The organism is Syntrophaceae bacterium (assembly GCA_013177825.1).
Lineage (GTDB): Bacteria > Desulfobacterota > Syntrophia > Syntrophales > PHBD01 > PHBD01.
Map to the genome: position 1 here is coordinate 201,616 of JABLXX010000006.1, position 24,209 is coordinate 225,824.

General features: G+C 61.9%; 22 protein-coding genes and 1 tRNA gene. 12 read left to right on the forward strand and 11 right to left on the reverse strand.

The genetic code is table 11. The features are described from left to right. Positions 1-276 precede the first annotated feature (276 nt). A tRNA-Arg gene (locus HPY65_13885) sits at positions 277-353 on the reverse strand. 109 nt (positions 354-462) lie between these two features. Here HPY65_13885 and HPY65_13890 point away from each other — a divergent pair. Continuing rightward, a complete protein-coding gene (locus tag HPY65_13890; protein ID NPU85563.1) occupies positions 463-1,209 on the forward strand; it encodes an amidohydrolase family protein in 747 nt (248 codons plus the stop codon). 36 nt (positions 1,210-1,245) lie between these two features. Here HPY65_13890 and polA read toward each other — a convergent pair whose 3' ends face one another. The 4 genes from polA to HPY65_13910 all read right to left on the reverse strand — a co-directional run bounded on the left by polA (position 1,246) and on the right by HPY65_13910 (position 5,411). Next, positions 1,246-3,915, reverse strand: a complete 2,670-nt coding sequence (gene polA / locus HPY65_13895; protein NPU85564.1) for a DNA polymerase I — start codon at positions 3,913-3,915, stop codon at positions 1,246-1,248. A gap of 43 nt (positions 3,916-3,958) precedes the next feature. Next, positions 3,959-4,249: a hypothetical protein gene (locus HPY65_13900; protein ID NPU85565.1), complete on the reverse strand. Its 291-nt coding sequence runs from the start codon at positions 4,247-4,249 to the stop codon at positions 3,959-3,961. An 86-nt stretch (positions 4,250-4,335) separates the two neighbouring features. Then, a complete protein-coding gene (locus HPY65_13905; protein ID NPU85566.1) occupies positions 4,336-4,689 on the reverse strand; it encodes a phosphomannose isomerase type II C-terminal cupin domain in 354 nt (117 codons plus the stop codon). A 167-nt stretch (positions 4,690-4,856) separates the two neighbouring features. Next, positions 4,857-5,411: an NUDIX hydrolase gene (locus tag HPY65_13910; GenBank protein ID NPU85567.1), complete on the reverse strand. Its 555-nt coding sequence runs from the start codon at positions 5,409-5,411 to the stop codon at positions 4,857-4,859. 116 nt (positions 5,412-5,527) lie between these two features. Between HPY65_13910 and HPY65_13915 the strand changes: the two genes are divergently transcribed. From HPY65_13915 to HPY65_13945, 7 genes are all read left to right on the forward strand, one after another. Further along, complete coding sequence (locus HPY65_13915; GenBank protein NPU85568.1) at positions 5,528-5,971, forward strand: Hsp20/alpha crystallin family protein; 444 nt, start codon at positions 5,528-5,530, stop codon at positions 5,969-5,971. Positions 5,972-6,033: 62 nt separating this feature from the next. After that, positions 6,034-8,406, forward strand: a complete 2,373-nt coding sequence (gene lon / locus HPY65_13920) for an endopeptidase La (protein NPU85569.1) — start codon at positions 6,034-6,036, stop codon at positions 8,404-8,406. 33 nt (positions 8,407-8,439) lie between these two features. Next, the gene (locus HPY65_13925) at positions 8,440-9,273 is read left to right on the forward strand and encodes a hypothetical protein (protein ID NPU85570.1); all 834 of its coding nucleotides are present in this window, start codon (positions 8,440-8,442) and stop codon (positions 9,271-9,273) included. A 121-nt stretch (positions 9,274-9,394) separates the two neighbouring features. Beyond that, a complete protein-coding gene (locus HPY65_13930; GenBank protein ID NPU85571.1) occupies positions 9,395-11,596 on the forward strand; it encodes a CoA-binding protein in 2,202 nt (733 codons plus the stop codon). Positions 11,597-11,664: 68 nt separating this feature from the next. Then, positions 11,665-12,375, forward strand: a complete 711-nt coding sequence (locus HPY65_13935) for a histidine phosphatase family protein (protein NPU85572.1) — start codon at positions 11,665-11,667, stop codon at positions 12,373-12,375. Positions 12,376-12,397: 22 nt separating this feature from the next. Further along, a complete protein-coding gene (locus tag HPY65_13940) occupies positions 12,398-13,603 on the forward strand; it encodes an acyl-CoA dehydrogenase (protein NPU85573.1) in 1,206 nt (401 codons plus the stop codon). 128 nt (positions 13,604-13,731) lie between these two features. Then, positions 13,732-14,799, forward strand: coding sequence for a phosphotransferase family protein (locus HPY65_13945; GenBank protein ID NPU85574.1), 1,068 nt, complete (start codon positions 13,732-13,734; stop codon positions 14,797-14,799). 61 nt (positions 14,800-14,860) lie between these two features. Here HPY65_13945 and HPY65_13950 read toward each other — a convergent pair whose 3' ends face one another. The 5 genes from HPY65_13950 to HPY65_13970 form a co-directional block, all read right to left on the reverse strand. Then, the gene (locus tag HPY65_13950; GenBank protein ID NPU85575.1) at positions 14,861-15,571 is read right to left on the reverse strand and encodes a lysophospholipid acyltransferase family protein; all 711 of its coding nucleotides are present in this window, start codon (positions 15,569-15,571) and stop codon (positions 14,861-14,863) included. After that, a complete protein-coding gene (locus HPY65_13955; GenBank protein NPU85576.1) occupies positions 15,568-16,635 on the reverse strand; it encodes a PHP domain-containing protein in 1,068 nt (355 codons plus the stop codon). The genes HPY65_13950 and HPY65_13955 overlap by 4 nt, the downstream gene beginning before the upstream one ends. Next, entirely contained in the window at positions 16,628-17,314 is a 687-nt protein-coding gene (locus HPY65_13960) for an endonuclease III domain-containing protein (GenBank protein NPU85577.1), read from the reverse strand. The genes HPY65_13955 and HPY65_13960 overlap by 8 nt, the downstream gene beginning before the upstream one ends. Positions 17,315-17,417: 103 nt before the next feature. Then, the gene (locus HPY65_13965) at positions 17,418-18,893 is read right to left on the reverse strand and encodes a DegQ family serine endoprotease (GenBank protein ID NPU85578.1); all 1,476 of its coding nucleotides are present in this window, start codon (positions 18,891-18,893) and stop codon (positions 17,418-17,420) included. A gap of 140 nt (positions 18,894-19,033) precedes the next feature. Then, positions 19,034-19,849, reverse strand: coding sequence for a 5-carboxymethyl-2-hydroxymuconate isomerase (locus HPY65_13970; protein NPU85579.1), 816 nt, complete (start codon positions 19,847-19,849; stop codon positions 19,034-19,036). A gap of 271 nt (positions 19,850-20,120) precedes the next feature. Between HPY65_13970 and HPY65_13975 the strand changes: the two genes are divergently transcribed. The 4 genes from HPY65_13975 to HPY65_13990 are packed head-to-tail and all read left to right on the forward strand — an operon-like array spanning position 20,121 to position 22,972. Continuing rightward, positions 20,121-20,909 (forward strand): ABC transporter permease, encoded by a 789-nt coding sequence (locus HPY65_13975; GenBank protein ID NPU85580.1) that lies wholly within the window; start codon positions 20,121-20,123, stop codon positions 20,907-20,909. Then, a complete protein-coding gene (locus tag HPY65_13980) occupies positions 20,906-21,382 on the forward strand; it encodes a hypothetical protein (protein ID NPU85581.1) in 477 nt (158 codons plus the stop codon). The genes HPY65_13975 and HPY65_13980 overlap by 4 nt, the downstream gene beginning before the upstream one ends. Continuing rightward, positions 21,348-22,292 (forward strand): hypothetical protein, encoded by a 945-nt coding sequence (locus tag HPY65_13985; GenBank protein ID NPU85582.1) that lies wholly within the window; start codon positions 21,348-21,350, stop codon positions 22,290-22,292. Before HPY65_13980 ends, HPY65_13985 begins: the two co-directional genes overlap by 35 nt. Further along, positions 22,289-22,972, forward strand: a complete 684-nt coding sequence (locus HPY65_13990) for a hypothetical protein (protein NPU85583.1) — start codon at positions 22,289-22,291, stop codon at positions 22,970-22,972. The genes HPY65_13985 and HPY65_13990 overlap by 4 nt, the downstream gene beginning before the upstream one ends. A 92-nt stretch (positions 22,973-23,064) precedes the next feature. Here the strand turns inward: HPY65_13990 and HPY65_13995 are convergent, their stop codons facing one another. Further along, the gene (locus HPY65_13995; protein NPU85584.1) at positions 23,065-24,138 is read right to left on the reverse strand and encodes a deoxyhypusine synthase; all 1,074 of its coding nucleotides are present in this window, start codon (positions 24,136-24,138) and stop codon (positions 23,065-23,067) included. Between the last annotated feature and the right edge of the window lie 71 nt (positions 24,139-24,209).

The window sequence follows — 24,209 nt, forward strand, 5'->3', positions numbered from 1 at the left end:
AAACATAAAAAGCGCACTTAACCTGCCGATTTCAGATCCCTTGATAAGTCGGACAGGTTTTGTGCGCCCTTCGCACACCGGCTTTCAGTTTGTCGCCGATTCTGTTTCGTTGTCGCCGATTCTATTAATCTGTGTCGCCGAATAGATTACGCCTGACAACAGAGATGATTCCTGACCCACAGCGCTGCCCATGGTCCGGAAGAAGAGCCATGGATTACCACGGCAGAAAAAAAGGGGGTCACGAATGGCTGACATCCGTAACCCCCTTTTTTTCTATGGTACGCCCACTTGGATTCGAACCAAGGGCCTTCGGATTCGTAGTCCGACGCTCTATCCAGCTGAGCTATGGGCGCACGGTGCAGGCCGTGTGAATTGCGGTTGACCGAAAGAGGAGGTGCCTATAGCATATTCCTCCAGCGGAGGCAAAAATAAATCGAGGCCCCCATCCAGGAGAAATCCCCCGTGAAAATCATCGATTCCCACATGCACTGCGGCGTTCAGAACGTCCGGCAGCCCTATACGCTCATCCGGAGTGAACTGGACGACGGGGACATCGCCGGGGCCTGTGTTTTTGCTCCGGTCGAGGATGTGTACGACCGGTACGACTACCACTTCGAGGACAACCAGGCCTGGGTCGACTGCCGCCAGCGGGCGAACCGCTATCTGCTGGACGTTCAGGAGCAGCACGAGGACTTCTTCGCCTACTACTTCGTTTGGAACGACTTCCGCCGGGAGGAGTTGGGGAGAGGATACCACGGCGTCAAATGGCACCGCCACGAGTACGAACCGATCTATCGCTATGGCGATCCGCGCTGCGGCGAATTCCTCCAGGAGGTCTTCCGCCTCGAACTGCCCATCGTCCTGGAGGAGTCTTTCGAAAACACGCTGTATTTCCTGAACCGGGTATCCGGGCGGACCGTCGTCATCATCCCCCACATGGGCATGCTCAACGGGGGATTTGCGGCTTTGTTCCGGGAAGGAATCTGGGACGACCAAACGGTATTCGCCGACACAGCCCTGGCGTCCCGCCACGAGATCAAGGCCTTCCTGGACCGCTACGGCCCGGACCGGCTCCTCTTCGGCAGCGACTTCCCCTTCGGAACGCCGTACCAGGAACTCCAGAAAATCGAGCGGCTGGGACTACCGGCGGAAGACATCGAAAAGATCTTCTCGAAAAACATCCTGAACCTGATGAGGGCCGGGTCATGAAGGATTCAGGATCGTCCCGGCCGATGCCGGGACGGTTCACTCGTGGGCTTCGTCCCAGTTCAGGCCGGAACCGATGTCGACCTTCAGGGGAACCTGAAGCGAAATGACCTCCTCCATCTCCCGCTTCACCAGGGTCATGACCTCCTCCTTCTCCGGCGAAGGTACTTCCAGGACCAGTTCGTCGTGTACCTGGAGGATCATGGCCGACCGGAGTTTCTTCTTCTCCAGCAGACGGTGGATATTCACCATGGCCACCTTGATCAGGTCTGCGGCCGTTCCCTGGATGGGCATGTTGATGGCCGTACGCTCGGCAAACTGGCGCACCGCGGCATTGGAGCTTTTGATCTCCGGCAGATAGCGGCGGCGGTTCAGGAGGGTCGTCACGTATCCCTGCCGGCGGGCCTCTTCGAGAATGCCGTCCAGGAATACCCGCACCCCCTGGTAGCGCTGGAAGTAGCCGTCGATATAAGCTTGGGCCTGCTTCTGGTAAATTCCCAGCTCCTTCGCCAGGCCGAAGGCGCTCATGCCGTAGAGGACGCCGAAGTTGATAACCTTGGCCTGACGGCGCATGTCCGGCGTCACCATGCCCGGAAAGACGCCAAAGATATCCGAGGCGGTTCGGGTGTGGATGTCTTCCTCGGAGGCGAAGGCCTCGACCAGGGCCGGATCCCCGGAGAGGTGGGCCAGGACCCGAAGCTCGATCTGGGAGTAATCGGCGGAGACGATCTCCATTCCCTCGGGGGCCGTGAAGGCCTGTCGGATCCGCCGCCCTTCGGGGGTGCGGATGGGGATGTTCTGCAGGTTCGGGTTGCTGCTGGAAAGGCGTCCCGTGGCTGTGACGGTCTGGTTGAAGGACGTGTGGATCCTCCCCGTTTTCGGGTTCACGAGGAGGGGCAGCGCATCCACGTAGGTGGACTTGAGCTTCGCCAGGCTCCGGTGAGCCAGGATCATCGCCGGAAGCTCGTGCTGGGCCGCCAGGTTCGTCAGGACGTCGACGTCGGTGGAATATCCCTCTTTCGTCTTGCGCCCCCGGGGAAGCTTCAGCTTCTCGAAGAGGATCTGCTGAAGCTGCTTCGGGGAGTTGATGTTGAAGCGCTCTCCCGCCAGGGTGTGGATCCGATCCTCCGAAGTTGACAGGAGCCCGCCCATCTCACGGGAGATCTTATTCAGCAGCTCCGTGTCGACGAGCACCCCCTTCCGCTCGATCGCGGCCAGGACCTCCACCAGAGGCATCTCCACCTGGTGAAACAGGTCGCCCAGTCCGCCTTCCCGGATCTTCTCCAGAAGGACCGGGACCAGGCCCGCCGTCCCGTCGGCTCGTTTGCAGGAATAGGACAGGCGTGCCTCCTCGGGAAGATACCGGAAGGGAACGGCCTTGGCGCCGCTGCCCACCACTTCCCGGGGGGCCGGGACATGACGGCCCAGGTGCTCCGTGACCACATCGGGCAGGTCGGCGGACGGCTGTGCCGGATTCAGGAGGTAGGAAGCAACCATGGTGTCGCAGCCGAGTCCCGTCATACGGAGTCCCCGATCGGCGAGCAGGATCGCGGCGGCCTTCAGGTCATGGCCGTTCTTGGCCGCCTTCTCGTCAGCCAGAAGGGGCTGGAGCAGTCGGAGCAGTTCCTCGCTCCCCCCGTCCGGCGACAGGGGCAGGTAACTCACATCCCCGGGAGCGGGACAAAGCGCGAGCCCAACCAGGTCAGCCTTCATGGGATCCTCGCCGTCCATGAGGATGCCGATGGTGAAGGATTCCTCCCGGGACAGACGGTCCACGAGGACCTTCAGCTCCGCCTCCGTCCAGACGAGCCGGTACTCCCCCTCCACGGACTGTTCCCGGATTTTCAGCTGCTGGAGAAGCGAAGAGAACTCGAATTCCCGGAACAGCTCCTTGAGAACCTCGGTGTTCGGACCGCTCCAGCGGGCCTCATCCAGGTCGAAGGGCACGTCGGAGTCCGTGCGGATGACTGCCAGATCCCGGCTCAGGCGCGCCTGGTCGGCGAATTCCGTCAGGGCGGCCTTTGCCCGGCCGTTGTGTACCTTGCCCAGGTTTCCAAGGACCGCTTCGACGGACCCGAACTCCTCGATGAGGCGCTGGGCGCCTTTCTGGCCGATTCCAGGCACGCCCGGGATATTGTCCGAGGCGTCTCCCATCAGGCCCAGAATCTCCGGCACCTGCTCCGGCTCCACGCCGAAGCGCTCCCGGACGGCCTTCCGGTCGTAGGTCTTGTCGTTCATCGTGTCCACGAGGATCACGTCGTCCGTTACAAGCTGCATCAGGTCCTTGTCTCCCGAGACCAGGACGACCTTAAGGCCCAGCGACGCATAGCGCCTGGCCAGGGTGCCGAGGATATCGTCCGCCTCGATCCCTTGCTGCTCCAGAACCGGGATGGAAAATCCCCGCACGATCTCCTTGACATAGGGAATCTGGGGCAGAAGCGCCTCCGGGACGGCGCGGCGGGTGGCCTTGTAGCCGTCGAAGGCCTCATGGCGGAAGGTAGGTCCTTTGACGTCAAAGGCCACGGCGATGTACTGTACCTCATTCTCCCGGATGAGCTTCAGGAGCATGTTGGTGAAGCCGTACAGCGCGTTGGTGGGGAACCCCTTGGAGTTGGAGAGGTCGCGGATGGCGTAGAAGGCCCGGAAGAGGTAGTTGCTTCCGTCCACCAGGTAGAGGGTCGGTTTCGTTTCGCTGCCCGAGCTCGTCATGGCCGGCCCCGGAAGGAGGATTCGTGGATCGCCGCTGTCGGCCTCAATTGGCCGATCCTCCGAACGGCGCGATGGTGAAGTCTTCAACGACCGCTCCGGGCGGCTGGCCTTCCTGGAGCCGGCCGACGACCTCCAGCACCGACTCCCGGTTCCAGTCCGTCTTGCCGCGGACGGCACAGGCCAGCAGGACCGCCAGGAAAAGCTCCGGACGCACGCCGAAAGTCCGGCAGATCTCCTCGCAGGCATTTCGAAAGCGCCCCTGATCGAAAGACCGCTCCTGCATCATGACATATCCTCCATAACGGTCCATGAACATCTTCACTGCCGAGGACATCGCATCCTTACGGGGAGCCCCCGAGGGGGAGACGCGCCGGAGAGATTCACGTTCCAAACCGTTCGTTTCACGTGAAACAGGCGGGATCAGCCATCGTTTCCCCGCCCGTAATCGTCTGCCAGGCGCTCGATGTCGTCCTCGCCGAAATAGTCTCCTGTCTGAACCTCGATGTAAACCAAATCGCCGCTGCCGCTGTTGAAGATCCGGTGGAGGGCTCCCTGGGGGATATCCATGGCATCTCCTGCCTTCACGGAAATTTCGCGGACATCCAGGGTCACCGTCCCCTCTCCCCGGATGACGAACCAGTGCTCGGCCCGCCGGCGATGGCGCTGAAGGCTCAACCGGCCGCCCGGACGGACCAGGATCCGCTTCACCTTGGCCTCGCCTCCGTCGTAAAGGACTTCGTAGAAACCCCAGGGACGGTTGCTGTCGGCATCGATTTTCACGACCGGTTATCCTCCTGCATCCACGGTTTCGAGCGTATCTGAAAAATGCGTCCCTTTCAAGGCGAAGAAAGCCGTATAGGAGAAGGCCATGGGCAAGGGGAAACCGCGCCGGTTGGAGCGGCCCGGAAAGAAAGCCCCCGTTCCCACTCCGGCTGAGGCTTTCAGGCTCCGCTGTGCCGGTACTCCATGAAATATCGGTAAAACGCGGCGATCACGAGGGAATGCCGAATCTCCCCTTCCCGGATCAGCCGGGGAATCTCCGCCAGCGGCAGGAGAACGACCTCGATATCCTCCTTGTCGTCCTGCTCCTGTGCGCCGACCGGAACTACTCCCTCCGCCAGGAACGTGTAGCAGCGGTTGTTCTGGATGGCCGGGTTGGGAATGACATAGCCGAGAGAGGTCATCCGCTCCTCCCTCCAGCCCGTCTCCTCCCGAAGCTCCCTCCGGGCCGCCCCTTCCGGCGTGTCGCCCTCTTCCATGACTCCACCCGGGATTTCCAGGGTGACTTCCCGGGTGCCGTGACGGTACTGGCGGACCAGGACCACCTCTTCCTCCGGTGTAAGCGGAATGACGTTTACCCAGGTCGGGGACTCGAGAACGAAGAAATCGTGATCCTTGCCCGTCCGGGGTGAGCGGGCCCGGTCGGTCCGCAGGCGGAAGACCCGGAAGGAACGGTCATAGCGGGTGGAAAGGACATCCCATGCTTTCGGCATCATGGGGCCTTCCTACTCCAGGAGGACGGGAAAAACAACGGTTGATTTTCTGCCGGAGGCCATTGTATTCATTTCTCCGTTACGGACATTCCACAGATCTGCCTCCGGGAGGACGGCCCATGCCATACATCAGAATTCGCTTCGGAAAGGAATCCCACCGGGTGATCCCGGGCCACATGCCCAAGGACGCCCTTCATTTTTTCCAGTCCGACCGGGAGGAAGGGCTTCGTGTCTGGCAGCCTCATATGGACATGTACGAAACCGTCGATGAAATCGTGCTTTTGGTCGAAATCGCCGGCGTTCGCCGGGAAGACCTGCACTTGGAGGTCTCTTCGGATACCGTGACCGTCTCGGGACAGCGCTCCGAAACACCCATGGAAGGCAGTGCGCGCTTCCGGCTGGCTGAAATCCCCTTCGGCCCCTTCGAGCGCAGCATTTCCCTTCCGGCCCCCGTCGATGCGGACCATGTCCGTGCCTCGTTTGTCAATGGCCTCCTGATCATCCGGATGGTCAAAAAGCCACTGGATCGGGTCCATCGCGTGCACATCCAGAATCACACTTGAAATCCATCCCTTGATCTCTGCCCGTTCATGCTTACTCTATAGCGGTGTGTGGAACGACCCGAATGGAGGCAATCATGGAGGAATTGAAAGTTCCCGACGAAGTGAAGATTGAGGCCGGTACGGTTCAAGTCCCCGGCATGATTCCGATCATGCCGCTCTTCAATGTGGCCGTTTATCCCCGGATGATGTTCCCGATGGAGGTCTCCGGTGAGCAGGCGATCCAGCTCGTCGACGAGGCCATGTCGTCGGACCGGGTGATGGGATTGCTCGTGGCGAAGACTCCACCCCAGGAGACGAAGCTCGACCGGAGCCATTTCTTCGACATCGGAACCAGCGCGGTTATCCTCAAGATGGCCAAGATCGGCGACAGCAAGGCCCAGCTGCTCGTTCAGGGCATCAGCCGGTTCCGGGTCATCGAGTTCGTCGAGGGCAAGCCCTACATCCGCGCCAGGGTGGAAACCCTGGAGGACAGCGGCGGAATGGACATCGAGGTGGAGGCCCTGATGGCCAACCTCGTCAGCCTATTCGACCGCATTGTCAAGCTGTCTCCCTTCCTGCCTCAGGAATTCGGGGCCATGGCGAAGAACATCAGCGAGCCTGGTATCCTGGCGGACATCATCGCCTCCGTCATCAACGTCACCATGGAAGAGAAGCAGAAAATCCTGGAGGCCCTCGAGGTCAAGGAGCGTCTCCGTGAAGTGACCCGTCTGGTGAACCACCAGGTGGAGATCCTGGAACTGGGCAGCAAGATCCAGTCGCAGGTAAAAAACGATATCGACAAGAGCCAGCGGGAGTACTTCCTGCGCCAGCAGCTGGCGGCCATTCGCAAGGAGCTGGGAGAGGACGAGGAATCCAAGGTCGAGATCGAGGAGTACCGCGCGAAGATCGAGTCCAAAGACCTGCCGGAAGAGGCAAAGAAGGAGGCCCTCCGGGAACTGGAGCGGCTGTCCCGGATGCATCCGTCCTCGGCGGAGTTCACCGTCGCCTCGACGTACCTCGACTGGATCACGTCCCTTCCCTGGCACGAGAGCACGGAAGACAAACTGGACATCCGGAAGGCCCGGAAGGTCCTCGATGACGACCACTACGGTCTGGAAAAGCCGAAAAAACGCATCCTGGAGTACCTGGCGGTCCGGAGGCTCAAGCCGGACTCCAAGGGGCCCATCCTCTGCTTCGCAGGCCCTCCGGGCACCGGAAAGACATCCCTGGGCACGTCCATCGCCCGTGCGCTGGGACGGAAGTTCTACCGCCTGTCCCTGGGCGGCGTGCGGGACGAGGCGGAGATCCGGGGGCATCGCCGGACTTACGTCGGCGCTCTGCCGGGACGCATCATCCAGGGAATCCGGCGGGCCGAGTCGAACAATCCCGTTTTCATGCTCGACGAGATCGACAAGCTCGGCAGCGATTTCCGGGGGGATCCTTCCTCGGCGCTCCTGGAGGTCCTGGACCCGGCACAGAACAACTCGTTCGCAGACCATTACCTGGACGTGCCCTTCGACCTGTCGAAGGTGATGTTCATCACCACGGCCAACATCCTCGAAACGATCCCGCCGGCCCTGCGGGACCGCCTGGAGATCATCGAACTGCCGGGCTATACGGAGGAGGAAAAGGTCCACATCGCCCTGCGCTACCTGATTCCCAGGCAGATCAGGGAAAACGGCCTCACGGCCGAGCAGATCCGCTTTTCCCGAGGGGCTATCCGGCGTATCATCTGCGGATACACCCGGGAGGCGGGCGTCCGGAACCTGGAGCGGGAAATCGCCAACATCTGCCGCGGCGTGGCCAGCCGCATCGCCGAGGGAGAAATCCAGAAGGCCTCCATCCGCACCGGGGACCTCCACAAGTATCTGGGCCCCGTCCGGATCTTTTCGGAGATGCATGCCCGCGTCTCCAAGCCCGGGGTCGCCATGGGCCTGGCCTGGACCCCCGCCGGCGGCGACCTCCTGTTCATCGAGGCCACCTCCATGAAGGGGAAAAAAGGCCTCACCCTGACGGGCCAGCTGGGAGACGTCATGAAGGAATCGGCCTCGGCAGCCCTGAGCTTCATCCGGTCCAACGCCGCCGAACTGGGAATCCCGGAGGATTTCTTCGAGGACCGGGATCTCCATATCCACGTGCCTTCCGGAGCCATCCCCAAGGACGGGCCGTCGGCGGGCGTGACGATGCTCACGGCTCTTACGTCGCTGCTGACGAACAAGGCTGTGAAAAAAGACCTGGCCATGACTGGCGAGATCACGCTTCGAGGTCTTGTCCTCCCTGTAGGCGGCATCAAGGAGAAGGTCCTGGCGGCGCATCGGGCGGGCGTCAGGACGATTCTGCTCCCGCGCTGGAACCGAAAGGATCTCGAAGACGTCCCGGCGAAAGTCCGGAAGGAAATCGACTTCCACTTCGTCGACGACATGATGGACGTGCTCCGGCTTGCCCTGGAGAAATAACGGCGTGGGGCCCTCGAAGGAAGACCCTGCTTCATGAAGAGAGGACCGGCCATGCCTGTTGTCCCGAAGGAAGCATCCACTGTCATTCTGCTCCGCCGTCCCCCCGGGGGCGGCGGCTTCGAAGTGCTCATGGTCCGCCGGGACCGGAGGAGCAGGTTCGTCCCCGACGCCTATGTCTTCCCGGGAGGTGTCCTGGACGAGGAGGACGGCTCGGAGCGCCTGAAACGGCTCTGCACGGGCTTGACGCCCTCCCGGGCCCTGGGGATCCTGGAGGCAAGCCCTTCACCGGAAATCGCCCTTGGATCGTGGGTCGCGGCCGTCCGGGAGACCTTCGAGGAAGTGGGCATACTCCTGGCCTACCGCCCCGACGGCAGCATCCTCTCTCCTTCCCCCGACGGGGAAACGGAGAGGCTGCGATCCCTCCGGAGGCGCCTGATCGAAGGCGAAACCTCCTTTGCGGACATCCTCGAACAGGAGGAGTTGACGCTGGCCTGCGACCGGCTCCATTATTACTCCCACTGGATCACACCGGAGTTCCTTCCCCTGCGCTACGACGTCCGCTTTTTCCTGGCGGAGGCACCGGGACACCAGGAGGCGCTCCACGACGGGATCGAGCTGACGGAGCATGTCTGGCGCACCCCCGGGGACGTTCTCGAAGATTCCCGGCGGGGACGGTTCAACATGGTCCTTCCGACTCTCCTGACCATCGAGGAACTGTGCCGCTACCGGACCCTGGAGGAAGCCATCGGTTCCACCCGGGGCAGGGTCGTTGAAGGCATCCTTACGCGAATGCGGGAGGAAGATGGAGCCATTGTCGAGTACACTCCCGACGGACGGGCCTTCCGGAATCTTCCTCCGTCCGTCTGAACGCGTTCATTCCACACCATTCCTGCTTTTGCTGTCTACAATTGCAGAACCGGTTCGCCTGTGGTATGGGTCGAGCCGCGTTCTTTCCGTGAACGACGTTTCTTGCCCGTAGAGGTGTTTCATGAAAGTCACTGCAGGAATTCAGAAGGCTCTCCAGGAAGGGAGATCCGCGTTGACGGAAGCGGAGTCGAAGACCCTGCTCCGGCAATACGGCATCCCCGTCGTGGAAGAAGCCGCCTGCACGGCTCCCGAGGAGGCTCTTGAAGCAGCCCGCCGTCTCGGCTATCCCGTTGTCCTGAAGGGTCTGGGCGCGCGCCTGACCCACAAGACGGAACGGGGGCTGGTAAAGCTCCACCTGACCACGGATGAAGAGGTAAGACAGGCCGCCCTGGTCATCGAGAACGCGGCCGGTTCCGACTTGGAAGGATACCTGGTGCAGCCGATGATTTCGGGCCGCCGGGAATTCGTAGCAGGCCTTTTCTGCGACCCCCTGTTCGGCCCCGTGGTCATGTTCGGACTTGGCGGCATTTTCACCGAGGCCCTGCGGGACGTCGTATTCCGTGTTGCCCCTTTCGACGAGGCAGAGGCCGCCTTGATGCTGGAAGAAATCAACGCCGCCGCCATGCTCGGTCCCTTCCGGGGGGAGATGCCGGCCTTACGGGATGAACTCATCAGGACCCTGACGGGTCTGTCACGCCTGGCGGAGGACAGCCCGGAAGTGACGGAAGTGGACATCAACCCCCTGCTGATCGGGCCGGACGGCCGCGTTACCGCCGTCGATGCCCTCGTCGTGCTTGGGAAAAGAGCCGCGCCCCCGGCGGCGGCGGAGCCCGTCGATCCCCAGGATCTGGCAGGCTTCTTTTACCCCAGGTCCATCGCATTCATCGGCGCCTCGGGAATCATCGGGAAATGGGGCCATATGCTGTTCACCAACGTGGCCGCCGGTGGATATGAACATGATTTTTACCTGGTGAATGCCAAGGGAGGAGTCATCGCCGGGAGGCCCGTCTTCAAATCGGTGACGGACATCCCCGGACCGGTGGACCTGGCGGTGGTCACCGTTCCGGCGGCGAGCGTTTCCGCCGTCATTCCCGAGATCGCCGCCAAGGGGATCCGCCGTGTCGTGCTCATCAGTTCGGGCTTCAGCGAAACGGGCGACAAGGGGCGGCAGCTCGAGCGGGAACTGGTCGCCCAGGCGCGTGAGCTGGGCATCCTGATCCTGGGCCCCAACACCATGGGCCTGTGCAACCCGCATCACCATTTTTACTGTATGGGGATGCACGTTCGGCCCGGGGCAGGGGAAATGTCCCTGGTGGCCCAGTCGGGAAACCTGGGAACGCAGCTTCTGGCATTCGCGAAATCGCAGGGCATCGGGATCCGGGCCTTCTGCGGCTCCGGCAATGAAGGAATGATCACGATCGAGGACTTCCTCGACGCCTTCGAAAAGGACGACATGACCCGCACGGTGGTTTTGTACCTGGAGAGCATCAAGAACGGGGCGCGATTCATCGAGACGTCCCGGCGGGTGGGTCGCAGGAAGCCGGTGGTGGTTCTCAAGGGCGGACGGACCGATGCCGGGAACCGGGCCGCGGCCAGCCACACCGGTGCCCTGGCTTCCAATATCGCCGTCTTCCAGGCCGCCTGCCGCCAGGCAGGCATTGTCCCGGCCGATCATCCCACGGATCTCCTGGATCTGTCCGCAGCATTCTCCGCCCTCCCCCTGCCGAAGGGAAGCCGGATCGGCATAGCGACCCTGGGCGGGGGATGGGGTGTCGTGGCGACGGATCTCTGCGTCGAAAACGGACTCGTGATTCCCAACCTGACGGACGAAATCATTGCGGGCATCGATAAAATTCTGCCTCCCTACTGGAGCCGGACGAACCCCATCGACCTGGTGGCCGAGTTCGACCCCCTGATCCCGCAGAAAATCATAGAAGAACTCCTGAAATGGGAAGAATGCGACGCCGTTCTCCACCTGGGAATGCTGGGGCGGGTGAGCTTCTTCCGGACGGTTGCCGATTCGGCCATCCTGACGGACCCCAATTACTCGGAAGAGGGACTAAAAGGCAGCATTGCCCTGGCACGCCAGAGCGAGGCCGATTTCTCCCGATTCGCCGTCCGCATGATGGAGACCTACCAAAAACCCGTTCTGGGCGTCGCCCTCCTGAACGATGAAGACAGCCGGTCGATCGTGGAAGTGGAGGGGAGCCCTTACAAGGGCGTCGCCTTCCAGACGCCGGAACGGGCTGTCAGGGTCCTGGCGAAGATGTGTGCTTATTCCAGTTGGCTCTCCCGCGAGAAGAGCCGCACCGTGGAGAAGTAAAAAAAAATGAGAACTGCCCCGGTCTTCCCTTTGCGCCGTGAATCCGCGCAGAAAGAGAGGGCCTTGCTGTGAGCCGCATCGTCCTGATCCGCCACGGCCAGGCCTCCTTCGGCAAAGACCGCTACGACCGCCTCTCCCGGATGGGGTGGAGGCAGGCGCGGATCCTGGCCGCGCACCTGTTCAAGACAGGCAGCACGTTCGACGCCGTATACGCGGGAGAACTCGAACGACAGCAGGACACCGCCCAGGCCGTGCTAGCCCATTACGACGGCCGGGAACGGCCTCTTCCCCCTCTCGAAACCATCCCGGAATTCAACGAGTATCCATCCCGGTCGATCTTTCTGCATTATTTCCCGCTGGTCATTCGCGACAATCCGTCCCTGGAGAGCAACCTGGAACGGCTTTACAAAGACCGCAAGGCCTTCCAGCGGATTTTTGAAGCGGTCGTCCGCCGCTGGATCGACGACCCGGCACCTCCGGCGGAGATCATGGGCTGGGACGATTTCCGCGTCACCGTCGCCTCGGGCATGCAAAAGGTCCTGCAGCGGAACGGCCGGGGCAGCCGGATCGCCGTTTTCACCTCCGGGGGGGCCATTTCCGCCACCGTCCAGACGGCCCTGGGCCTCTCCACGGAGGAGACGTTCCGCCTGGCCTGGATGATCCGCAACGCCTCCGTCACGGAATTACTCCACGACGGGGACCGGCTTTCCCTGCTGTCCTTCAACGGGACGACCCACCTCGAAATGGAGGGGGATCCGTCCGTCATCACATACCGGTAATCCCCGGTAGAGGAGGTGTCCCATGGATTTCGCCGTATCCGACAAAATGCAGGCCATCACGGGGATGATGGACGACTTCGTCCGGAAGGAGCTGTTTCCCCTCGAGCCGGAATTCCTGACCACGGATTTCCGGGACCTCCTCCCCGTCCTGGAGGAAAAGCGCCGGATGGTCCGGCAGATGGAGCTGTGGGCGCCGAACCATCCGCCCGAGTACGGCGGCATGGGACTCAACCTGATGGATCACGCCCTCGTCTCGGAGGTCCTGGGCCAGTCCCCCATCGGCCACTACGTCTTCGGCTGCCACGCCCCGGACGCGGGAAACATCGAGATCCTGCACAAATACGGGACGGAGAAGCAGAAAATCCAGTACCTGAAGCCGCTGGTGGAGGGGAAGATCCGCAGCTGCTTCTCCATGACGGAGGTGGACCTCCCGGGATCGAACCCGGTGATGATGGACACGACCGCCGTCACCGACGGGAACGACTACGTCATCAACGGCCAGAAGTGGTACAGCACGTCGGCCGACGGGGCGGCCTTCGCCATCGTCATGGCCGTCACGAATCCCGACGCCGCTCCGCACATGCGGGCCAGCATGATCATCGTCCCCACGGACAACCCCGGATTCAACCTGGTCCGGAACATACCCGTCATGGGACACCAGGGAAGCGACTTCGCGAGCCATGCCGAGATCCTCTACCAGTCCTGCCGGGTCCCCCGGGAAAATCTTCTCGGTCCGGAGGGATGGGGATTCGTCATCGCCCAGGAGCGACTCGGGCCGGGCCGGATTCACCACTGCATGCGCTGGCTCGGCATCTGCAACCGCGTCTTCGACCTGATGTGCCGGCGGGCAGCCGGCCGGGTCATTTCGCCCGACGGCAACACACTGGCTTCACGCCAGATCGTCCAGGCCTGGATCGCCGAATCCGCCGCCGAGATCCAGGCGGCCCGCCTCATGACGCTCCACGCCGCCTGGAAGATCGAAAACCTGGGCGTCAAGGAGGCCCGGGAGGACATCTCTCTCATCAAGTTCTACGTCGCCGGCGTCCTCCAGCGGGTCGTGGACCGCGCCCTTCAGGTTCACGGCGGCATGGGGATGACCGACGATACGATCATCGCCTATTTCTACCGCCACGAGCGGGCCGCCCGGATCTACGACGGGGCGGACGAAGTACACAAGGTCACCGTGGCCCGGCGGATCATCAAGCAGGTGGTGGCCAGGAAGGCCTGAAAGGAAAAACGTCCCCGCTCCGCGGGGAAATTGGTGCCCTGCCGGCCGACTGCCGGCGAGAGACACGGGACGTCCCGCCCCGCGGCATCCTCCTGGACGGGAAGTCCTTGCGGCAAAGGAGAATGGACGTGGATTACATCGATCGAACCAAGGCGATCCGCCCGGGCGAGGAACTGGATCTCACTCGCCTTGAGCCGTACCTGAGAAGCGCCATTCCCGGCCTGGACGGGCCGATGGCGGTGGAGCAGTTTCCCGGCGGTTATTCCAACCTGACCTATCTGATCCGCTGTGGCGGCCGGGAGATGGTCCTCCGCCGGCCTCCCTTCGGGAAAAAGGCCAAGACGGCCCACGACATGGGCCGGGAATACCGGGTACTCAAGGCCCTCCGGCCTTCCTTCCCCTGCTGTCCCGAACCCCTGGTCTACACGGAGGACGAATCGATCCTCGGCTGCCCCTTCTTCGTCATGGAGAGAATCCGCGGGATCATCCTCCGGCGCGAGTTGCCGAAAGGGCTCATCTTCACGCCGCAGGAGGCCCGGAAGCTCAGCGAGAATCTGCTGGATGTCCTAGTCGATCTGCACAGCGTCGACGTAAAGAAGGCCGGGCTTGGCGATTTCGGCAAACCGGAGGGGTATGTCCGGCGCCAGGTGGAGGGATGGAGCGGGCGATACCGGAACGCCCGGACGCCCGACGCTCCGGACTTCGAGGCCGTCATGACCTGGCTCGCGGAAAAACAGCCGCCCGAATCGGACCGCGTTTCGTTGATTCACAACGATTACCGCTTCGACAACGTGGTCCTTCACCCGGACGACCCCTTCCGGGTCATCGGGATCCTGGACTGGGAAATGGCCACCATCGGCGACCCCTTGATGGACCTGGGAGGCGCCCTGGCCTACTGGGTGGAAAAGGACGACTCTCCGGACCGTCAGGTCATCCTCTTCGGGCCGACCAACCTGGAGGGAGCCCTCACACGCGAGGGGGTGATCGAGTACTACCTGCGGAAAATGGGCATCACGACGAAGGCCATGGACTTCTACCAGACCTTCGGCCTCTTCCGTCTGGCCGTCATTGCCCAGCAGATCTACTATCGATTCTACCACGGCCAGACGAAGGACCAACGGTTCCAGATGATGATCGTGGCCGTCCAGGTTCTCGAGAGGGAAGCCCTGAAGCTGATCGGAACGTCATCCCTTTAAAAAAAAGCAGGGACGGACGGGGAGCGGACCGGCCGCGGCCTGACGTCGCACCCGGCCTGCGTCATAGACCTTCCAGAAGCAGATTTTTCCATCCCCAACGCCGGTCGTCCCGATCCTGCCCCTCCCGGATGCTTCGCTCCAGGTTCAGCCTCATGTCTTCGAATCCCTGGCCATCGAGATCCGCCGGGACGTAGATGGGGTCTCCCCACCGGACGACGATCGTGCTGAAGGGCTTCGGGACCAGCATCCGGTCCCAGCTGCCGAGGACCCAGGCCCGGCTGAAGGAGATGAACACAGGAACAATGGGGGCTCCGGAGAGCTGGGACATGCGAATCAGGCCCGCCTTGATGACCCCCCGGGGTCCCGTGGGGCCGTCGGAGGCATGGACGGCAAAGGGATGCTCCCGCAGGTCCTCGATCATGGCCGAGAGGGCCTCCCGGCCGCCCCGCGTGCTGGATCCCCGGACAGGCCGGAAATTGAGGCGCACCACGAGCCGGGCGATAAGATCCCCGTCCCGGCTGGCGCTGACGATGGCCGAGGGTTTGAACTCCCGGAATCGCGAAGCGTATCCCACGACGCCGAGAACCCGCTGATGCCACAGGGCAGCAATGGCCTTGCCGCCGCCCCGGAGATGGGAAAGCATCCGCTCCTCTCCGATTACCTCAAGCCGCACCAGCAACAGGTAACCGCGGATCAGGTTGTGCGCCAGGGGGATGATGAGGCCGGATTCAACCACCGTTTTGCCAAGCCACTTCAGAAACTTTTTTTTCACGACGTTCCCCGTAAATAAACCGGATTTGAATAGATCCAGGGTCGCCAGCGTCCCCAGAATCGCTGTCTGACTTCCACCCGGTACACCCCGGGCCCCGGGGCCGGCACGGAAAGCAAACGCCCCTGTTCCTCTTTTACCAGGCCCCCGTCCCGGAGCAGGCGGATCCGTCCTTCCCCGGGAACCCGTACGGTGAGGACGCAGTCTTCATCGGACCGGAAAGGGGCATCTTCTCCCATGGCGACGTCACCACCCGGTCGTTCCGCGTGAAAGCGAAACCCGGTGGAGGATCCCAACCAGTCATTCGCCACATAGGAGCGGCCCTGCGCCAGGGCTTCCAGGACCGCTTCCGCCGCCGGCCCCGGCTCCTCCGGCAGGGGTTCCTCCGTCAGGATGTGGGTCCGCAGAATCGGCAGGACCCGGGCAAAGGGAAAGACCGGCATGGCCACACCGAACCAGCGCTTTGTCGTGTTGTGGTTGTCGCACTCGCCGATCCCCGGGACCCGTCGCTCCCGCCCCAGGGCATCCCATCGGGCCAGCGTCTCCTGCTCGGGCCCTCGGAGGAACAGGCCCGGCATCAGGTAACTCGCCACGGCCTTTCCGTGTCCCGTGAGGGATCCCTGCCAGTCCGTCATGAAATCCCAGATGCCGAGGCCGTTGTAACCGGTGACGTTCCAGTCCTTCCAGGGATAGTGTTTCACGTGAAACAGAGGGGCTCCCTTGTGGTCCGGGTGGGCGATGAAGCCGATGCCGCCCTCTTCCCGGACACGGTCGATGTAGCTTTGCGGATCCGCTTCTTCCGTGTCGTCGGGAATGTCGACGGCCCCGCAGGGACCGAACGCCAGATAATGATTGAAGCGCGGTGATATCTCCTGGCCAACGAGGACGAGGACGCCGTCGTGCCATCCTTCCCAGCCCCGGTCCCGGGCGGTGATGCAGGCATGGTCCGTCAGGGCGAGAAAATGAACTCCCGATGTCCGGGCCGCCCGGACCATCTCGGCCACCGGCGTCCGCCCGTCAAAGGAATACTCCGAGTGAAGGTGGATAACACCTGTATAATCATGCACGATCCGGTTCTCCCTTCCGTCCGGACCGCCGCGGGCCGAGGCCGTCAACGGGACATCCTTCGCAGCGTGGTTCTGCTTTCCGGCAGAACACCTTCCCCGTCTGGACGAAGAGCGCGTGATACTGCTTGAAGAGGGGCACGTTCTCCGGCAGGCCGCGAACAACCACGTCCCGAACGGCTCTATAGGTTTCCGATCCATCGATCCATTCATGCCTGGCCAGGATCCGCCTTGTATAGGCGTCGACGACGAACACTGGCCGGTTCCCCGCGTAGAGGAGAATACTGTCCGCCGTCTCCTCCCCGATCCCGTGAACGGACAGCAATTCATCTCTCAACGTCCCGGCATCCTGCCGGAACATCCGCTCCAGGCTCAGATCGTAGCGGGAATGCAGGAAAGAGAGAAATGCCTTCAGGCGGCGAGCCTTGACGCGGAAATACCCCGCAGGGCGGATCCGTTCCGCCAGTCCCGCTTCGTCCAGCCCGAAGAGCCCCTCCGGGGTCAGACAGCCGGTCTCCTTGAGGTTCCCTATGGCCTTCTCCACGCTCGTCCAGACCGTATTCTGCGTCAGGATGGCCCCGACGGCGACCTCGAAGGGGGTCTCCCCGGGCCACCATCCGAGGTCCCCGAAATGGGCGTTCATCCTTGCATAGAGATCGACGGTCGAAGGAGCGCTGTCCATGATTTTGCCTTGTCGGCTGGAAAAGAGGAGGGGTGGCTGCCTCCTCACCGGGGTTCCCCGGGAGGAGGCGCCTGGGGGATGGCCGTGGTAGTCGTCCGGAACCCTACTTCCGGAGGGCCACGTAAAAGGTGGCCCGGCCCCGCTTGATCTGGAGGAGCACCGTGTTCTTGTCGCTCTTCCTGGAGATCTCCCGTTGATAATCCCTTACGGAAGTGACCCGCACCTTGTTCACCTGGAGGATGATATCCTGGGGCTGCAGGCCGACTTCGTCCGCCTGGCTCGCCTCCCGAACCTCCGTCACCAGAACGCCGCTCCGCGGAGCGATCCCCAGGTACCGGGCCACCTGCGGCGTGATGTCCTGAACGGCGATGCCGAAGTCCTGTTTTTCGTCCTTGCCTCTCGCTCGTGCCATCTCCTTCGAGTCGGTCCGTTCCTCCACGACAACCTGGAACGTTCGTTCCACGCCGTCCCGCAGCACCTTTACGGAAATCCGGTCATCCACATGCATCGAAGCGATCATGAGCAGGAGATCGTGGGTGTCCTTCACCTTCTTGCCGTTGATCTCGGTCACGACGTCTCCTGCCTGGATTCCCGCCTTGTCGGCGGGATCTCCCTTGAACACGTCGGAAATCAGGGCTCCGCTCCGGTCCTGTAGCTTCATGCTCTTTGCCAGGTCCTCCGTCACATCCTGCACGGAGATCCCCAGCCAGCCCCTGGTCACCTTCCCTTTTGCCTTCAGATCCGAAAGAATGGCCTTGGCCATCTCCATGGGAATGGCAAAACCGATTCCCTGTCCCTGGGCCACAATGGCCGTGTTGATGCCTACGACCTTCCCCTCCATGTTGAACAGGGGACCGCCGCTGTTGCCCGGGTTGATGGAGGCGTCGGTCTGGATGAAGTTGTCATAAGGCCCGGCCCCAATCACCCTTCCCTTGGCACTGACGATGCCCGCCGTCACGGTCGCGTCCAGGCCGAACGGGTTGCCGATGGCGACGACCCAGTCCCCGACCCGGATCTTCTCCGAGTCTCCCAGTTCCGCCACGGGCAGGCTGTCGGAGGTCTTGATCCGGATGAGGGCGAGGTCCGTCTTGGCGTCCCGGCCGATGACCCGGGCCTCGAACTCCCGGCTGTCAGAGAGCTTCACGAGGATCTTGTCGGCCTGTTCGATGACGTGATTGTTGGTGAAGATGTATCCATCGGAACTGATGATGAACCCCGAGCCCAGGCTCCGCTGCTTGAAGGTGCGCGGTGTATCGCCGAAGAACCGGCGGAAGAAATCGTCCCCAAAATACCGATCCATGGAATCGTCCTGCCCGAAGGGACTCCGGAGCATCCCCCGGCCGCCGGAACGGACGGTCTTGGTCGTGCTGATGTTGACCACCGCCGGTTTCACCTTCTCCGCCAGATCGGCAAAGGAGCCCGGCGCCCGGACGCTGACGGCGTTGGCGTTGGGAATCTCCGTCCCAGACGGAGCGAATGACGATTTCAGGACCTCCACGAAGGAGACGATAAAAAAGGCGATCAGAAACGCCAGGAGAAACAGAATGAAGGTTCTCCGGCTGCTGCCTTCCTTGGCCATATTTCCTCCCCATGCACTTTGCTGAAAACTCTTGCCTCGCCGGAAGAATATGCGGCGGCTCGCGTGATCCGGTCTTATAAACGGATCCGGACTTTTGTCAACCGCCTTCTCCACAGCCGGGAACGTTCACTCGCAACCGGTCAGGCCGGTCGGTTCTCCTGAAGAACAGGATTGGTGAGGGTCCCGATTCCCTCGATCTCCACGGTTACCGTGTCGCCGGCATGTAGGAAAATCGGCGGCTTCCTCGTGAATCCAACGCCCTGCGGCGTCCCCGTGAGAATCACCGTTCCCGGTTCGAGGGTCATGGAAAGACTCAGGTTGCTTATAATGGCCGCCACCGGAAAGATCATGTCGGCGGTGGAGGCGTCCTGCAGGGCCTGCCCGTTCACCAGGCAGCGGATCCGCAGGTTTCCAGGGTCAGCCACTTCGTCCCGGGTCACAAGCCAGGGTCCCAGCGGGCAGAAGGTGTCGAAACTCTTGCCCCGGGCCCACTGCCCTTTCTGCTTCTCGATCTGCCAGTCCCGCGCACTGACGTCGTTGGCACAGGCATACCCGAAGATGTATTCCATCGCCTCCTCCGGGGCGATGTTCTTGGCCCGGCGGCCGATGATCACCGCCAGTTCCGCCTCGTAATCCACGTGTTCTGCACCGGCCCGGGGAAGGAGGATCGGATCGCCCGGACCGATGAGGCTCGTCGTGGCCTTCAGAAACAGAACCGGCTGCTCCGGATAGGACATGGCGAACTCATCCCCGTGCTGGCGGTAATTGATGCCGAGGGCAAGTATGTTCGGTGGAGACAGGGGGCAGAGGAGCCGCCTGACGGGCCGGCAATCCGCGCCGACCTCGAAACCACCGAAGAGATCCCCCTTCAGAACCCATGCCTCGTCCGCCCGGTCGTCGCGGGCCATCCCCCAGTCGATCCGGCCTTCCGGATCGGCAAAACGAATGATCTTCATGCCGCTCTCCCTCCGATCCATTGCACCGGCATCCAGGCCGCCGGGAACGTGATTCTTCCTGCTTTCATCGGACCCCTTCCCTCCGGACAGCCGGCAATTCCGGTTCCCGGCGCCGCAGGCCGGTCTTCCGGCGAATCTATGCATTCATAACACGTTTGGGAACCCCTGGAAAGATCTCCAGATCCTCTTTGCCGGGCCGGCCCACCTGTGGTAGTATCATTTCCGCGGTTTTCACCCTCCTCCGGCGGATGCCGGGTGAATCAAGAACGGGATCATGTACGCAACCATCGAGCGGATCGGAGAGACAAGCATCCGGACGGCCAGGTCCTTTTACGAGACGCTGGCCTTTTCCAGCCTTGTCTTCTTCAAGATGTTCGACCGGACATCCTACAACAGCGCCATGCGGATGGTCCTGGTCAACCAGATTTACTTCACCTCCGTCCAGGTACTTCCCCTCTTCATCGCCGTTTCCATTCTCTTCGGGTCCCCCATGGTGGGCATCACCCTGCAGGTGCTCAAGCACTTCGGCCTCGCCGACCGCATGGGATCGGTCCTGATGGGCTTCATCGTGACGGAGCTGTCCCCTTTCATGACGGTTCTCCTGATCGCGCTGCGCTCCAGTTCCGCCATCAACGCCGAGATCGCCGTCATGAAGGTCAACCGGGAGCTCAAGACCCTCGATGTGTTCGGCATCGACGTCCTTGACTATCTCTTCCTCCCGCGGATCATCAACGGAATCCTGTCCATCGTCTGCCTGAGCAGCCTCTTTTCCATCCTCGCCCTTGCCAGCGGCGCCCTGTTCAGCCGGTTTCTCTTCGACCTGGGCATCAATGAATACACAAACCTTCTGTTCCTGTCGGCGGACTTCTCGGATCTGTTCATCCTCCTGGTCAAGTGCATTCTGCTGGGCTTTTTCATCACCCTGATCCCCATCCGCTTCGGCCTTCGGGCCACCGACGAACTGACAAGCATCCCCGTCTCCGTGCTCAATGGGATGGTCAAGGTTTTCATTGCCATCGTCATTATCGAGGTGCTATCATTACTACTCAGATTTCTTTGAAACTTTTCCCCCGGGAGGAAATCCTGGAGCGTACGCTGGCGGTCACCTCGGCGGAGCACCGCGATCGATTGGGGCTCGTGGCCATGGATGTGCCCCTGATCTCCAACCTGGACATCCTGGGAAACCTCGCCCTAATCAAGCAGTTCCGCGAGAACCTCCCGAAACGAGAGGCAGAAGCCCTGGTTCTTTCGTACCTGCAGCGTTTCGACATGGAGCGAATCGCATACCGGCGGAATCCCAACCTGTCGGCGGAGGAGCGGTTTTGCGCCATGCTGATCCGGGCCGTCCTGGTCCCCGAGGCGTTCGTCGTGATCGACCGCCCCCTGAAGATCGTGCCGGATCTCCAGGAAAACCGTTTTTTCCACGACATGCTGACAAAAGTCGAGGATTTGTGGTCGTCCTGCGTGATTTTCGATTATCCCTGGAACCGAGAGCGCTATGAAGATATCCCGGTCGATATCGACGAACTTTAAGGTCGGGCTGTTCCTGTCGATCACGGCCCTGATGATGATTCTCTTCCTGTCCCATATGGCCTACAAGAAAGGGCTGTTCGAGGCGGAGCACACCTTTACGCTCTCCTCGAAAACCGGCGAGGATCTGGCGGAGGGCATGCCCATCCATTTCGCCGGGTTTCGGATCGGCAGGGTCGACCAGATGGAATTGAACGATCAGGGCGTCGTGATTATCCAGATCAAGGTGCCCCGGCGTCACGTGAAATGGATCCGGACCAACAGCGTCTTCAGCCTCTACAAGCCCCTCATCGGATCCCCCCGCCTCATCGTCTCGACGGAGAACCTGGCCAGCCCAATCCTGCCGGAGGACAAGGTGCTCGAACTGGTGGTCGTCAACGACATCAACGAGGCCATCAAGCAGCTCACCCCGATCATCGAGAAGGTGGGGCAGATCGTCTCCCATATCGAGACCATCACGGGAAACCTGGCCAATCCGAAGGGAAGCGTCAACATGATCCTCCGGAACGCCGAACAGGTGACGGCCAATTTCACCGACAAGAAGTCCATCGCCGAGATGGCCCTTGGGGACCCGGAAACAGTGAAATCGCTTCACGAGTCCGTCAAGAAGATCCGGGACATCCTCGTCAAGCTGGACGATATGGCCGGCAAGACGGACGTGGAACTCTACGGCAAGGACGGCGTGCTGCCGCTGGTCCGCTCCATCCTGTCGGATGTTCTGGCAAAGCTGATAAAACTGAATACGGCCCTGGACAACGTCACCAAGGTCACCTCCGATGCGGCGGCCTCGACGAAAGACCTGCACCTGCTCCGGAAAGACATCGACGCAACCATCCAGTCCATCGGCCGGACCGTGGAAGACCTGGACCGGATCGTTCCCCTCAAGAAGGAACGGGAGATCAAGTTGCCATGACGCACCGCCTCGCTCTCGCCCTTGTGATACTGATGGCCGCCGCCCTGGCCGGTTGCGGCGGCGCCCGGGTGCCCGACTGGACGACCGACGGATACAACAACCTGGAATCCTTCAAGGAACGGTACCTGGCCGGCCGCGACGGCCCGGCGGAAGCGAACTGGCGCAATGCCGTGGAGGCCATCCGGATGAGCGGGGACATGGAAGTCCTCGGCCGGGCCTATCTGACCCGGTACGCCGTTCTGACGGCCTGCCTGGAGACATTCGACGACCGGCCCTACCGGGAAATCGAGGCGCTCCGCCTCATGCCCGAAAACAGGGCCTTCCACCGGTTTCTGACCGGAGAACTACCCTCCGTGGACGACCGGAACCTTCCCGATCCCTACCGGGGCCTTCTGAAAGCCCTTCGGGACGGAAAAGACGAGGCCGTCGACCGGGAAGCCGGCCGGATCCAGGATCCCCTCTCCCGCCTCATCGGCATCGGCGTGGCGGTCAGGATGGGACACAGCGGCGAATCCCTGCTCAAAACGGGCCTTGCAGAGGCATCCCGGAACGGCTGGAAGCGGGTCGTCCTCGCCTACCTGGAGCGCCTCCGGCTTCTCTATGAGAAGCGGGGAGACGCGGCAGAGGCCGAAAAAACGCGAAAAACCCTGGAAATCCTGAAACGGGAAATCCCGTCATAGAGGGGCTCTTCCCCCACCCAGACTCCGCACAAAAAAACCGGGCAGTCATCCCGGCTGCCCGGCGCTCATTCCCTTCCGTCGTCCAAAATCCTCTATTTATTCGCCGTCCTATCGGGAAACAGCTTCGAGAAGGACCGGCGGCGCCGCTTCTTCCATGCCCCCCGGTGGTAGACATAGCTGGCCATCAAAGGCAGGACCGACGTGGCCTCGGCATAAACCATCTGCTCGCTCGTACCGTCCACTTTCCCCCAGGAGCTCGCCTCCTTCAGGGTGGAACTGGAGCAGGCCCCGTCCCGGACGTCGGCCACGGTGACCTGGACGGCATACTTGTGCATCGGGACTTCCTTCCCCAGGACCTCCGCGCAGATCACCGTGTCCTGGGCGAAATTCTTGGGAACACCGCCGCCGATGATAAAGAGTCCCGTGGTCCGGGCCTTGATCTTGATCTGTGTCAGTTCACGGAAATCCTTGACCGAATCGATGGATACGTGAGCGGCGGGATGCCGGGTCTGGTGCAGGACGAGCCCGAAGCCGGCGCTGCTGTCGGAAAAGGCGGGACAGAAGATGGGCACTTCATGATCGAAGGCCGTCTCCACCAGAGAGCCCTTCTTCCGGGCGCCCTTCTTGAGAAAACGGCCCATTTCCCGGATGAACTCCCGGGAGGAATAAATGCCCGGGGGCAGTGAGTCGGCGATTTCCCCGATCGTGCGGTCGCAGTGCTGGAGCTCCTCCTCGTCGATGAAGGTGTCGTAGATCCGGTCTATGTACAGGGAGCGCAGCTTAGCATCGTCCACATGGGGGCTTCCCTGGTAGTGGCGGAATCCGAGGGCCTCGAAGAAATCCATGTCGACGATGGCCGCCCCCGTCGCCACGATGGCGTCCACCATGTTGTACTTCACCAGGTCGGCGTAGATGTTCATGCAGCCGGCGGCGCTTGCGCTCCCGGCGATACAGAGGATGACGGAGCAGGACCGGTCCTTCAGCATCCGTTCGAAGAGATCGGCGCCTGCGGCCAGGTCCCGGGCGGAAAAGGACATGCCCTTCATGGCCTTGACCAGGCCGACGGCGTCGACGGACGCGATATCCAGATGCCGGACCGGCGTTTGGAGATAATCCTTCTTCTTCGTCTTCATAACCCACCTTTCCGTTTTTTCTTCATTTTTCATTAACCCAGGGACCAGCCGGTTGTCAATGATCACCTCGGCGGTCCGGCCCGGCGGCAGCGGGGAAGACAGAA